General features: G+C 59.8%; 13 protein-coding genes. 7 read left to right on the top strand and 6 right to left on the bottom strand.

Features of this window, described 5'->3' with window-relative positions; all coding sequences use genetic code 11:
• Positions 1 to 74 precede the first annotated feature (74 nt).
• Positions 75 to 626, bottom strand: a complete 552-nt coding sequence (locus D6877_RS12850; protein ID WP_073475408.1) for an arsinothricin resistance N-acetyltransferase ArsN1 family B — start codon at positions 624 to 626, stop codon at positions 75 to 77.
• Positions 627 to 923: 297 nt separating this feature from the next.
• Here D6877_RS12850 and D6877_RS12845 point away from each other — a divergent pair, with 297 nt between their 5' ends.
• The 4 genes from D6877_RS12845 to D6877_RS12830 all read left to right on the top strand — a co-directional run bounded on the left by D6877_RS12845 (position 924) and on the right by D6877_RS12830 (position 4174).
• A complete protein-coding gene (locus D6877_RS12845) occupies positions 924 to 1256 on the top strand; it encodes a hypothetical protein (RefSeq protein ID WP_130911024.1) in 333 nt (110 codons plus the stop codon).
• A gap of 189 nt (positions 1257 to 1445) precedes the next feature.
• Positions 1446 to 2270, top strand: a complete 825-nt coding sequence (locus D6877_RS12840; protein ID WP_130911023.1) for an oxidoreductase — start codon at positions 1446 to 1448, stop codon at positions 2268 to 2270.
• 284 nt (positions 2271 to 2554) lie between these two features.
• Entirely contained in the window at positions 2555 to 3496 is a 942-nt protein-coding gene (locus tag D6877_RS12835; RefSeq protein WP_130911022.1) for an AraC family transcriptional regulator, read from the top strand.
• A 48-nt stretch (positions 3497 to 3544) separates the two neighbouring features.
• Positions 3545 to 4174: a DUF3885 domain-containing protein gene (locus D6877_RS12830; RefSeq protein ID WP_130911021.1), complete on the top strand. Its 630-nt coding sequence runs from the start codon at positions 3545 to 3547 to the stop codon at positions 4172 to 4174.
• A gap of 7 nt (positions 4175 to 4181) precedes the next feature.
• On the opposite strand, the gene D6877_RS12825 is transcribed toward D6877_RS12830, so the two are convergent.
• Complete coding sequence (locus D6877_RS12825) at positions 4182 to 4637, bottom strand: GNAT family N-acetyltransferase (protein WP_130911020.1); 456 nt, start codon at positions 4635 to 4637, stop codon at positions 4182 to 4184.
• A 132-nt stretch (positions 4638 to 4769) separates the two neighbouring features.
• Between D6877_RS12825 and D6877_RS12820 the strand changes: the two genes are divergently transcribed.
• Positions 4770 to 5183, top strand: coding sequence for a PaaI family thioesterase (locus tag D6877_RS12820; protein ID WP_130911019.1), 414 nt, complete (start codon positions 4770 to 4772; stop codon positions 5181 to 5183).
• 11 nt (positions 5184 to 5194) lie between these two features.
• Here D6877_RS12820 and D6877_RS12815 read toward each other — a convergent pair whose 3' ends face one another.
• Positions 5195 to 5653: a helix-turn-helix domain-containing protein gene (locus D6877_RS12815; RefSeq protein ID WP_130911018.1), complete on the bottom strand. Its 459-nt coding sequence runs from the start codon at positions 5651 to 5653 to the stop codon at positions 5195 to 5197.
• A 93-nt stretch (positions 5654 to 5746) separates the two neighbouring features.
• Between D6877_RS12815 and D6877_RS12810 the strand changes: the two genes are divergently transcribed.
• The gene (locus tag D6877_RS12810; RefSeq protein WP_130911017.1) at positions 5747 to 6688 is read left to right on the top strand and encodes an aromatic alcohol reductase; all 942 of its coding nucleotides are present in this window, start codon (positions 5747 to 5749) and stop codon (positions 6686 to 6688) included.
• Between the two features lie 35 nt (positions 6689 to 6723).
• Here the strand turns inward: D6877_RS12810 and D6877_RS12805 are convergent, their stop codons facing one another.
• Together D6877_RS12805 and D6877_RS12800 are read right to left on the bottom strand one after the other, a co-directional pair.
• On the bottom strand, positions 6724 to 8268 hold the full coding sequence (locus D6877_RS12805) for a GMC family oxidoreductase N-terminal domain-containing protein (protein WP_130911016.1): 1545 nt from the start codon (positions 8266 to 8268) through the stop codon (positions 6724 to 6726).
• Between the two features lie 26 nt (positions 8269 to 8294).
• A complete protein-coding gene (locus D6877_RS12800) occupies positions 8295 to 9068 on the bottom strand; it encodes an alpha/beta hydrolase (RefSeq protein ID WP_130911015.1) in 774 nt (257 codons plus the stop codon).
• Positions 9069 to 9156: 88 nt separating this feature from the next.
• Between D6877_RS12800 and D6877_RS12795 the strand changes: the two genes are divergently transcribed.
• Entirely contained in the window at positions 9157 to 10596 is a 1440-nt protein-coding gene (locus D6877_RS12795; RefSeq protein ID WP_130911014.1) for an HD domain-containing phosphohydrolase, read from the top strand.
• Positions 10597 to 10606: 10 nt separating this feature from the next.
• Here D6877_RS12795 and D6877_RS12790 read toward each other — a convergent pair whose 3' ends face one another.
• Positions 10607 to 11515: a LysR family transcriptional regulator gene (locus tag D6877_RS12790; RefSeq protein ID WP_110599163.1), complete on the bottom strand. Its 909-nt coding sequence runs from the start codon at positions 11513 to 11515 to the stop codon at positions 10607 to 10609.
• Positions 11516 to 11712: the final 197 nt, after the last annotated feature.

Below are 11712 nucleotides of genomic sequence, written 5' to 3'. Positions count from 1 at the left end.
GGATGTAGTCAGGCAAGTGCAAAGCTATCTCACTGGCGGAACCTGATTGCTCGCGCCGACAAATTCGCGCGAGCTTACTGTGATGCGACTTCAAGCTCGGGGAAGATGATTGGCTCCAGCGGTGGAGTCGCCTGGTTCAGGCCGAGTCGCCAGTAGCCGACATCGTGCCATTTTCCAAGCTTGAACCCTACCTCCGGGTACATGCCGATTTGGGTGAATCCTAGTGACTCATGCAGGCCCACGCTGCCTTCATTTGGTTGCGCGATCCCAGCGTAGGCTGAGTGAAATCCCTGCTTTTCAAGAATCGAAAGCAAGGTCCCGTAAAGTTCTCGGCCGACGCCCTGACGACGAACTGATTCTGCGATGTACACGGTCACATCAACGGCCCATCGGTAGGCCGGACGTGCGCGATGCTGACTTGCGTATGCATAGCCTTTGATCTCGCCCTGCTCTTCAGCCACCAGATAGGGATAAGTCTGAAGCGTCTTAGTTATCCTATGCGCAATTTCCGTAATGCTCGGCGGTGTTTCTTCGAAAGAGATCGCAGTATTCAGAACGATTGGGGCATAAATGCGCTGGATGGCATCTGCATCGGTTGCCGCCGCCGTACGGATATTCAAAGCCATGGAGGATCGTCCTTGAGACCAAGCCTGAACCTTAGCTTTTCCAAGCCACTTTTCAATATCAACGAATGCAATATCGGTATTCAGTGTCGGAATCACAGCTTGAAGCCTGAAGGTCGGTAGTCTGTAAAATCATCTTCAGCGAGCAGAATCAGGCAAATCGCCGACAGTATCCGCTTAACGCCGACACCGCCCTGCCCCCTAATCTGAACCCATGCAGAACACACCACTGCAACGGGTTAACCAGAGACTGATCTGAACGACCCGGACCTCAATCGAAATTTGACCGGAGTCACCGCCATGAAAACTGTAAGCCAACTGATCGCTATCGCCACCTTCGCCCTCAGCGCAAGCGCATTCGCCGTACCGAGTAATCAGGAAGAACGTTTCTTCACCCAGGTCAGCGAACCACAGCAGACTGTTGCTGCCGATGGCTCGGAACGTACGCCGCAGGGCCAGGCTCTGGCTGAAAACGGCCGCAACCGCCTCGAGGAACAAGGCCTGGTTGAAGACGGTCATGACAAGACCCCACAAGGCCAGGCCATCGCTGCCGACGGCTCAGACCGCACCCCACTGGGTGAGGCCCTCGCCGCTGATGGATCGGACCGTACACCGGGCCGTCGCGCAGCATAAGTGCGTGTTGCCGAGACAGGAAAAGTCCTGCGGGTATGAGACCTGCAGGACTTTTCCGTTTTTTGAGGCAAGACCTGATCGAAAACTCTATTGATAGGAACAGGCAATACTTCGATCCGATTCGGCATCGTCCGCCAGCGTTATCCGCCCTAGCATGGCCTCTCCAATTGCCTGCTGGAGTACAGATCCATGAAGACCCTTTTCATCACCGGTGTCAGCAGCGGCTTCGGCCAGGCGCTGGCCAAGGAAGCGCTCGCTAAAGGTCACAGGGTTATCGGCACAGTGCGCAGTGAATCCGCTCTGGCAGCCTTCGAAGCGCTGTCGCCCGAGCGCGCGCATGGGGTGGTGCTGGACGTTACCGAGTTCGATGCCATCGATGGGGTGGTTGCGGCTGTGGAGGATCGTCACGGCCCGGTGGACGTGCTGGTCAACAACGCAGGTTATGGCCATGAGGGGATTTTTGAAGAGTCATCGCTGCAGGAAATGCGCCGCCAGTTCGACGTCAACGTATTCGGCGCGGTGGCGGTGACCAAGGCTTTCGTCCCGTATTTCCGCCAGCGCCGCGCGGGGCATATCCTCAATATCACTTCGATGGGCGGCCATATCACCATGCCCGGGATCGCGTATTACTGCGGCAGCAAGTTTGCGCTTGAGGGGATCTCCGACACCTTGAGCAAGGAGCTTGCGCCCTTCAATATTTTTGTCACCGCTGTGGCGCCGGGGTCATTTCGCACCGACTGGGCAGGCCGCTCGATGCAACGCACGCCGCGTAGCATCAGTGACTACGACGCAAGCTTCGATCCGGTGCGCAAGGCCCGGGAGGAGAAAAGTGGCCATCAGCTGGGCGATCCGCAGAAAGCTGCACGGGTCATGCTGACGATCATCGACAGTCCAAACCCGCCGGCTCATCTGCTATTGGGCAGTGATGCGCTGGCGCTGGTGCGTGACAAATTGCAGCGCACGGCGGAGAGTATTGAGCAATGGGCAGCGCTTAGCCGTTCGACGGATGGCTGAAAGATCAAAAGCACCCTCACCCCAGCCCTCTCCCGGAGGGAGAGGGAGCCGATCGCGGGTGGATTCAACTCCTGAGCCTGCCTCGAAGATTTCCGCAGGGCTTATTACTCTAGAACAGCGCGGTCAGCATTCGGCGCGATATTTCAGGTCGGCAGATCCCGATCAAACACCACGGTCAGTCCCCTCTCCCTCTGGGAGAGGGCTAGGGTGAGGGCTCTGTCTGACACCCCGCCAATCAGCCAGACAGGTTCAAACCCGCCTTTTCACAAGGAAACCCACAGCCCATGCCGAAACCGAAAGACCCTATCACAGCGCGCATGGTCCAGTTAATGAGCCAGCTCGCCCCGCTGGAGGGTTACAACCTGAGCCCGCTGGACGATGTGCGTTTCCTGCGTTCCAACCGACCGCTGACCCGCACGCCGGTGTTGTACGAACCGGGCATCGTGATCCTTTGTCAGGGGCGTAAACGCGGCTATCTCGGCGATGAAATCTACGTCTACGACGCTCAGCATTATCTGGTGGTGTCGGTGCCGGTACCCTTCACCATGGAAACCGACGCCAGCGAAGCCGAGCCGATGCTCGCGGTGTACGTGCGTCTGGATTTCGCCTTGGCCGGCGAGCTGATTCAGCAAGTGGATGAGCGGTGGGATTTCCCTACAGCGCAGCCGATGGGCATGTACGCCTCGCCTCTCGACGAACCGCTGCGCCGGTCAACCCTGCGTTTTCTTGAAGTGATGAGCGACGATGCCGACGCGCAAATCCTCGGCCCGGCGATGCTGCGCGAACTCTACTACCGTATCCTCACCGGCGAACAAGGCGGCACCCTGCGCGCCGCCATCGCCCAGCAAGGTCAGTTCGGCAAAGTGACCCGCGCCATCCACAAGATCCACAGTTGCTATAACCAACATCTCGACGTAGAAACCCTGGCCGAGGAAGCGCAGATGAGCGTGCCGAATTTTCATTTGCACTTTCGCAAGGTCACCGATTCCTCGCCGATGCAGTACCTGAAATCGACGCGGCTGCACCAGGCGCGATTGCTGATGCTGCGCAACGACCTGACCGCGGCAAAATCTGCGTTTCTGGTGGGCTACGAAAGCGCCTCGCAATTCAGCCGCGATTTCAAACGCCTCTTCGGCCGCACACCGCTAGCGGAAGTTGCGTGGATGAAACAGGCCTATGCGCTGCCGGCACCGACGACTGCTTCGCCGTTTGTGTCTTCGCATTGACTTCACCCGCGTATTGAACAAACAGAAATCCACATTGAAGGGAAGAAAGTGAATCTGAGAGCTGAGATCGAAAACGCATTTGGACCCCAGGCATTCGCCCGTCCGCTTTTCTATTCCTGGCCCGGAGGATTGCGTTTCGAACTCTCCGAAACGGGCGGAATGATCGAGCAATTCCTGACCGCTATGCGCAAATCCATAACCATCTGCGGCGACATTTTCCAGGGGGACGCATCGTTTGTCGCATGCCTGCGCATTCATTCCGGTCGCAATCGATTCGCCCATCGCAGCACTCTTCGCGCCCTTAAATCTGCTGGCATCGACACTCCATCAGCGCTGTGCATCTGGAGCGAAGAAATAGATAACGAGGAATGGTTCAGTGAGGAAGAGCCGGAATACTGGGTCAACGTCGCCTTCGAAGCGTCTGCCGCCCGCATTCAAGCATTACTCTGGTGCGCATTGGCCAAGGATTGCGCCGACATCCAACCGCGTGCGAACTGTGCTGTCTACCTGTTCAATCTGCCCAAGCGAGTCATGGTCTTTCCCTATGACGACAGAGGCATGGACGTGGTTGGGACCAACACCGAGCTACTTTCGCAGCTCTATCAACGTCACCATGCCTGGCTGCTCGACCATGACCGGGCAGCGATGGAAGCCTCATTCGGCAGGCACAAGCGTTAGGTGAACGCTACCGCTCCAACGTTTTCGCCATGATGATCGTGCGCTCCGTCTGATGAAACTCATCTCTGATTTTCTTGAAGCCGAGCGAAGCATAGAAGCCTTCTGCGGTGACTGAAGAAGGAACGCGCAGCAAGTTGAAACCTGCGTCCATGGCGAGTGATTGAATGCTCTTCATCAGCTGGCTTCCGACAGCCATTCCTTGAAAGTCCGGGTCGACAAATACGCTTCGAACAACGTCTCCATCAAGACTTGCCGTTGCGACGATTTGACTGTCGAGCGTAGCGACCAGCACCTGACGCTCAGACAACAAGCAAAGGATCTTCGAGGGCGAAAAACTTTTAATCACTCGATCAATGATTTCGGGTGGATAGTCGCGAGCATTGCTCTCACGGAGCGTCTTGATGATCGTCTCACTGATAGCCGATGCATCCGCATCTTTCGCAATGTGAATTTGAATATCCATCACGTAGCTCCTTGCTGGTCAGTTCCGTGTACAGCACTTATCGCAGCAAATTCCCCATCCGCATAGTGCTTGCCCCTTCCTGCGATTCCCCGCTCAATCGCACAGGTCAGCCACCTGCATCAGGATGGGATCATGAACACCACGGCCATTCCCGAAGGTTTCACTCCATTGACCCGCAGCAGTCCGTTGCTGGATCTGCTCGGCCCGATCTACGCCAGAGGTCAGGGGCTGCACTTGGAATTGGGTTTACTGACCGACTCCCGCCACGCCAATGGTCGCGGCACTTTGCATGGTGGTGTATTGGCGACTTTGGCCGATGTCGGCATGGGCTACGCCATGGCCTTCTCCAGCGATCCGCCGCAGCCATTGATTACGGCGAGCATGACCCTGGATTATCTCGGCGCGGTGCACATCAACGAGTGGCTCGAAGTGCGTCTTGAGCACTCCAGAAAAGGCCGCCAATTGGCGTTTGCTGGCGTCAGTCTGCACGTCGGTGAGCGAACGGTTGCGCGCGCCAGTGCCGTGTTCGCGGTGCCGCTGAGCTGAAGCGCGAAACCTCAGTCTGACGCTTCAGAATCATCCCGCGCTGGAACAGGAATTTGCCATGAGGGTTTCTTGCCGATCTGGCTATCGAACGTGCGTCGCGCTTGGCGGAAACCCTCGACGTTTTCCACCACCCAAGTCCAGATCGGCGACATCCGCACCAGCAAGCCCATGCCCAATGGCGTCAGCTCGTACTCGACGTGCGGCGGCACCTGGTCGAGCTCGCGCCGGGTCAGCAGGCCGTCGCGTTCCAGCGCACGCAGGGTTTTGGTCAACATGCGCTGAGTCACGCCGGTCATCTGCCGTTTGATCTCGGCGTGACGCATCGTGCCGTAGACCCCCAAGGCATGCAGGATGCCCAACGACCAGCGACTACCGGCGTGCGCAAGCACTTCGCGGCGCACGCCATCATCGTCTCGTCTGAGCGTCTGGCAGATTGCTTCTGCCTCACTGAGCGCTTGCTGATCAGTCATTTCTTCACCTGGTATCACGCGTGTGCCTTCTTCTGAGTACTGCCCGATCGTGCCAGCATTTGCCGATCTTACATGCAGATCTCAGGAGACATCATGACCGAATCGAACCACCCTTCCCCGCAATCCATTCTTGTCCTGGGCGCAGGCGAGCTCGGCCTGCCGGTTTTGCGCAACCTTGCGCGAGTGGCAAAGCGCTCGCCCGGCAGCACGATCAGCGTCCTGCTCAGGGCCTCGACGATCGACAGTCAGGTGCCGGCAAAGAAAGCCGAAATCGATGAACTGCGCAGTCTCGGCGTGCAGATGGTAGCGGCAGATCTGGTCAACGATTCGATCGACCAACTGGCCGAAGTCTTCGCACCTTTCGATACCGTCATCGGCTGCGCCGGCATGGTCGCTGGTCGTGAGACGCCGATGAAGCTGGCGACCGCTGCGCTCAAGTCGGGCATCAAACGCTACTTTCCCTGGCAGTTTGGCGTGGACTTCGAAGTGATCGGCCGGGGCAGTCCGCAGGATCTGTTCGATGCTCAGCTCGACGTGCGCGAACTGCTGCGCGCGCAGGACAAAACCGAATGGGTGATCATCTCGACCGGCATGTTTACCAGTTTCCTCTTCGAGCCGGTGTTTGAAGTCGTTGATTTCGACAACGACACCGTTAACGCCCTGGGCAGCCTGGACACCAGCGTGACGCTGACGACCCCGGACGACATCGGCAAGCTGACCGCACAAATCGTTTTCTTCGAACCGCGTTTTCGCAACGAGATCGTGTATCTGTCGGGCGACACGCTGACCTATGAACAGGTCGCGGGCCTTCTCGAACGCGTGCTCGGACGGCCCTTCAAGCGTAACGTCTGGACAGTGCCGCACCTGATGCAGGAACTGGAAAAAGACCCCACTCACCACATCAAAAAATACCGCGCGGTGTTTGCCCAAGGTCGAGGTGTGGCGTGGCCGAAAGCGGGCACGTTCAATGAGCAGCAGACGATACAGGTCACGACGGCCGAGCAGTGGGCGCGGGAAAATCTTGCGAACGAGTGAAAGCAGATTTTGCGCAGCGGGGCGTTGTGGGCGCTTTATACTCCCGCAAGCACCAGCTCCGCTGCCCGCTCACCAATAACGACGCACGGCGCCATCGTGTTGCCAACGGTAATGCGCGGCATGATCGAGGCATCTGCAACGCGCAGCCCATCGATCCCGTACACGCGCAATTGGTGGTCAACCACCGACAGCGCATCGCGGCCCATTTTTGCCGTACACGACAGGTGCCAGTAGGTCATCGCCGAGTTGCGGATGAACTGTTCCATAGCGCGGCGTTCTCTCGGCCCGGGCACGACTTCGCGCTTGATCAGCCCATCGAAGGCCTGGCTGTTGCCGAGCGCCCGGCACAGTTCGATCGACGCATGGGCTGCGGCCATGTCCTCGGGCTCGCTCAGGGAGTTCGGCTCAATGATCGGTGCATCCAGCGGCCCTGCACCCGACAGTCGCAGGCATCCGCGACTGGCCGGTCTGGCCAGCCCGGCGAACATCGTCCAACCATGCTCCGGCGGTTGTATGGCGACCTCTGGCGGAGACGGTACCGCAAATGCCAGCTGACACTGCAACAGATCCGGGGCTTCCAGGCGACTGTCGCTTTTCCAGTACAAGGTGGTTTCGCATCCGCTGCCAGCGACCGCTTGGGGTTGTTGGTATTCCCACGTGCAGCCGAAAGCCAGATGATCCTGCAAATTCTCGCCGACACCGGGTAAATGAACGACCGGTGCGATGCTGTGTTTTCGCAGTTCATCCGCCGGGCCGATGCCCGACTGCATGAGCACTTTCGGTGATTGCACCGCGCCCATGGACAGAACGACTTCAGATGCGGCATGAAAGCGCCGCCGCTCGCCGGCGATCAACACTTCGACACCGACGGCCCGGGTGCCGACCAGCAACACGCGGGTCACCAACGCCCCGGTCAGCACCGTCAGGTTCGGACAGTGCAAGCGTGGCCGGACGTAAGCGTCGTAAACCGACTCGCGCTTGCCCTGTTTGATGCGCAAGTCGGTGACAGCGATCCCTCCTGGCCCTTCCATCATCTCGCCATTGGGGCTGTCGAATCGAGGGATGCCCAGATCGCTGGCCGCCTCCAGCGTTGCCCACGCAAGGGGTTGAGGCGTGGCCGGCTGTTCGACATGTACCGGCCCACCTGAACCACGCCGGGTGGCGTCCGGGCTGCCTTGCCAGTTTTCGATCCTGCGGTAGTAATCGAGCACCGATGCGTAGCCCCAGGCCGGGTCGCCAGACTCGGCAGCAAAATGCTCCCAATCGCAGCGATGGCCGCGCGACCAGACCATCACGTTGATGCTCGAACCTCCACCGAGCCCCTTGCCCATGCTCAGCGGGAGCCGTCGACCGTTGAGGCGTGGATCGGATTGCCCCTCGAATGCCCAGTCGCGCGTGGAGCCGAGGTTCAGCGGCCATTGCGCCGGTTCGGTCACCTCGGGGCCTGAGTAACCTTCGCCGGCTTCAATCAGCAGAACCCGTGCGCCTGACTCATCGGCAAGCCGCGCAGCGACCACGCAGCCCGACGTGCCGGCACCACAGACAATGAAGTCATAGTCGTGATCGCTTCGAGGGTTCATACGCCCGCTCCCCTTCGATGCCGCGATCACTGCTTAGCAACGCTGTGCACGGCTTTGAGAATCACTGCGGCGACCTCGGCCGGCTGCGATTGCTGCGGGACATGGCTGGCGTGCACTTCTGCAAGGGTCGCACCAATACGCTTGGCGGCAGAACGCTGGACATCGGGATGAATCATCCGGTCTTCGGTAGCGAGCAGGTACCAGGACGGCTTGGTTTTCCAGGACGAAACGGTGGTTTTATCTTCGAAAGCCGAGGCCTTGATCGGCCCTTGCGTGGCGGTCATGACGGCAGTTTGCGCGGCCGGCAGATCCTGAGCGAAGTCCTTGGCCATGCCTTCGGGGGTCAGATAGAGGAAGCCGTTAGCGTCGGCCTTGATCTGACTGATGCCCGGCGGCGTCGGCGCGCCTTTACCCTGCTCGCCACTGGTTTGCCCGGCGTCTGGCGCGAAGGCGGCGACATACACCAGCGCGCTGACTTTCTGGTCGCTGCCAGCCTCGGTGATCACCGTGCCACCCCAGGAGTGACCGACCAGCACCACCTTGCCCTGCTGGTTGTTCAGCGCGCGGCGCGTGGCGGCAACGTCGTCGGCCAGAGAGGTGAGCGGGTTTTGCACAACGGTAACGGCCACGCCTTTGGCTTGCAGCAGTGGCACCACCTTGGCCCAGTCGGAACCGTCGGCGAAGGCGCCGTGTACGATCACCACCGAAGGCGTTGTATCCTGCGCGTGGCTGGCGCCGGCCATGAAGGTACTGGCCAGGGCAAAGGCGACGGTGGCGAATTTCGATTTGATTGTTTTCATTGGATGAGCTCCTGTTCGGGAGTTCAGAGTGTGCTGGCCGGCCTGCGATGTGGGCATCGGTCAATTATCCGACCCCGGGGCATTTTTCATGGATAGTGGCTTGCAACTGGACATCTCACTGGACGGCGCACTGGCAACCATCGCCCAGGTCGGTGACCTCAGCATGGGGCAACCGCTCGGTCACTCCCGGCGCGTTGCCGCTTTGGCGCGGATGCTCGCGCAGGCATGCCATGGCGACGGTGAGCATCTGCAGGTTGCAGAGCAGATTGCCTTGCTGCGCTGGTCTGGGTGCACGGCCAACGCCGAAGGCTTTGCCGACCTGCTGGGCGACGACGTCGATGGTCGCCGCGCGATGCTCGATCTGACCCTGGGCAATGAACAGATGAACGCGGTGCATCAGGCAACCCCGCTGGCCGTGGTGCACTGTGAAGTGTCCGGTGCAATCGCCAAAACCCTCCAGCTCGGAACCGCCGTTGAAGCGGGCCTGTGTCGGGTGTTCGAAACCTACGACGGCACTGGCCGACCACTGGGCGTAAGCCATGAGCACATCCCGGAAGTCGCCTATCAGGTGGTCATGGCCGGTGATCTGGACATTCTCACCCGCGCCCATGGCCTGGACGCGGCGCTGCGCTGGATCAGCGAGCAGTCGGATCGGCGCTATCCCGCATCGCTGGTGTCGTTGCTGGTGGCCAATGCCAAGGAATGGCTGGCGGATCTGGAAACGCTTTCCTCTAAAGTTGAACCCGCGCCCGAGCAGCGTCATGTCTCACTGACTTTGGTCGGAGACATCATTGACTTGAAGCTGCCATGGCTGGCCGGGCATTCGCGTCAGGTCGCCCATGTTGCCGTGGAAGCTGCGCGCCTGTGGGGCCTGGGTGAGCCGACGCTGACAGACATTGGCAAGTCCGCGCTGATTTACGGTCTCGGCCGCGCAGCCGTTTCCAATCACCTATGGAATAGCCCAGGGCCGCTGCCCTACGGTGCGGCAGAGCGAGTGCGCCTGGTGCCTTATTGGACGCAACAGGCGCTCCGACCGGTAGCGGAATTGGCCGCGCCCGCCGAGATAGCCACCCACGCTTATGAACGGCTCGATGGCAGCGGCTATTTTCGCGGGGTGGCGGGTGATGCACTGAATGCCGAATATCGGCTGTTCGCCACCTCGGTCGCCTGGGTGGCGTTGAGGCAAGCCCGGCCATGGCGATCAGCCCACGACGAAACCGCAGCAGCCACGCTACTCAAAAAGGATGCTGGCCGTGGTCTGTTCGATCACGATGTCTGCGAAGCGGTCATTGCTGCCGCCAGTGGCGAGCGCCGCCTGCGGCAACCCAAGCCTTCGCTGCTGACAGCCCGTGAGTGCCGCATTCTCCTGGAAATCAGCCGTGGCGCGAGCAACAAGCAAGTCGCGCAACTGTTGGCTATCAGTCCGAGCACGGTGCGCACGCACATGGAAAGCATCTTTCGCAAACTGCAATGTTCGACCCGGGCAGCCGCCACCCTGAAGGGGCTGACACTGGGCTTGATCGCCTGAGTCCACCCGGTCACGCCTGATCAGCCTGCCTGGCGCGAGCCAGTTCGATGAATGCCCTGGCGGCCGCAGAGGGATTGCGGCGGTTCGGGTAGTACAGGCACAACCTGTCTCGGGGCGGCGTCCAGTCCTCGAGTACCTGCACGAACTCGCCGGTGCGGATTTCGTCACGAACGTCCTGCTCCATGAAAAAGCCCAGCCCCATGCCCGCCTGCACCGCGACCTTGACCACGCTCGATTCATCCAGGGTCAGCGGACCGTTCACATCCAGACGGGTGACTTCTCCGTCCCGCTCGAAATACCAGGGGAAAATCGCCCCGTTCGGCAGTCGCACGCGGATGCATCGATGCCCGGGCAGATCGGACGGCGTGCGCGGTTTGCCGTGTTGTGCAAAATACCCCGGCGAACCGACCACCGCGTAACGTTGCGGCGGGCCGACTGGCACCACAATCACATCGTTGGGCACAAGGCCTGCCGAGCGCACGCCGAAATCGAAGCCGTCAGCCACGATATCCACCAGCCGGCCTTCGGTTACAAGATCAATATGGACTTTCGGATGCTGCTGCAAAAACTCGATCACCAGTGGCAGCAGCGCCGAACGCGCAGCGCTGGCGAAGGCGTTGATGCGCAGCGTGCCCGAGGGTCCGGCGTTTTGCGAGCGCACTGCATCGAGTGCCGCACGCAAATCCTGCAAGGCTGGCCCCACCTGTTCGAGAAACACTCTCCCCGCTTCGGTGATGGCGACGCTACGGGTCGTGCGGTTGAACAGTCGCGATTCGAGGCGCGCTTCCAGTTGCGCAATGGTGTTGCTCAGCGCGGTGGTGGAGACGTCGAGATCAATGGCGGCCTGGCGAAACGACCCCCTTCGAGCCACGGCTATGACGGCGTCCAGTTCATTGAGGGCCAAACGATCCTGAACCATGGATTGTCCTGTTTTTCGGGATAGGTCATTAAGGCTTGTCCCAGTTGAACAAACTATCTGCAGCGCAGCAAGATGACTCCAGTTAATCAATCAGGAGTCAGCCAATGAACCTTCAACTTCCCGCCGTCGTGCAGACGTATGTCACAGTCATCGACGAGAAAGAAATCTACGACGCGACCCATCAATTCCGAGCGCTG

Source organism: Pseudomonas sp. Sample_9 (assembly GCF_004307535.1).
Lineage (GTDB): Bacteria > Pseudomonadota > Gammaproteobacteria > Pseudomonadales > Pseudomonadaceae > Aquipseudomonas > Aquipseudomonas mercuritolerans.
Note: the sequence above shows the minus strand (reverse complement) of the source record. Positions and strands in the feature narration are given on the sequence as shown.

What these genes read in the sequence shown, in the direction of transcription:
- D6877_RS12850 (WP_073475408.1), bottom strand. Translation starts at nt 626, where the DNA reads ATGGCTTTGAATATCCGTACGGCGGCGGCAACCGATGCAGATGCCATC.
- D6877_RS12845 (WP_130911024.1), top strand. Translation starts at nt 924, where the DNA reads ATGAAAACTGTAAGCCAACTGATCGCTATCGCCACCTTCGCCCTCAGC.
- D6877_RS12840 (WP_130911023.1), top strand. Translation starts at nt 1,446, where the DNA reads ATGAAGACCCTTTTCATCACCGGTGTCAGCAGCGGCTTCGGCCAGGCG.
- D6877_RS12835 (WP_130911022.1), top strand. Translation starts at nt 2,555, where the DNA reads ATGCCGAAACCGAAAGACCCTATCACAGCGCGCATGGTCCAGTTAATG.
- D6877_RS12825 (WP_130911020.1), bottom strand. Translation starts at nt 4,637, where the DNA reads ATGGATATTCAAATTCACATTGCGAAAGATGCGGATGCATCGGCTATC.
- D6877_RS12820 (WP_130911019.1), top strand. Translation starts at nt 4,770, where the DNA reads ATGAACACCACGGCCATTCCCGAAGGTTTCACTCCATTGACCCGCAGC.
- D6877_RS12815 (WP_130911018.1), bottom strand. Translation starts at nt 5,653, where the DNA reads ATGACTGATCAGCAAGCGCTCAGTGAGGCAGAAGCAATCTGCCAGACG.
- D6877_RS12810 (WP_130911017.1), top strand. Translation starts at nt 5,747, where the DNA reads ATGACCGAATCGAACCACCCTTCCCCGCAATCCATTCTTGTCCTGGGC.
- D6877_RS12805 (WP_130911016.1), bottom strand. Translation starts at nt 8,268, where the DNA reads ATGAACCCTCGAAGCGATCACGACTATGACTTCATTGTCTGTGGTGCC.
- D6877_RS12800 (WP_130911015.1), bottom strand. Translation starts at nt 9,068, where the DNA reads ATGAAAACAATCAAATCGAAATTCGCCACCGTCGCCTTTGCCCTGGCC.
- D6877_RS12795 (WP_130911014.1), top strand. Translation starts at nt 9,157, where the DNA reads ATGGATAGTGGCTTGCAACTGGACATCTCACTGGACGGCGCACTGGCA.
- D6877_RS12790 (WP_110599163.1), bottom strand. Translation starts at nt 11,515, where the DNA reads ATGGTTCAGGATCGTTTGGCCCTCAATGAACTGGACGCCGTCATAGCC.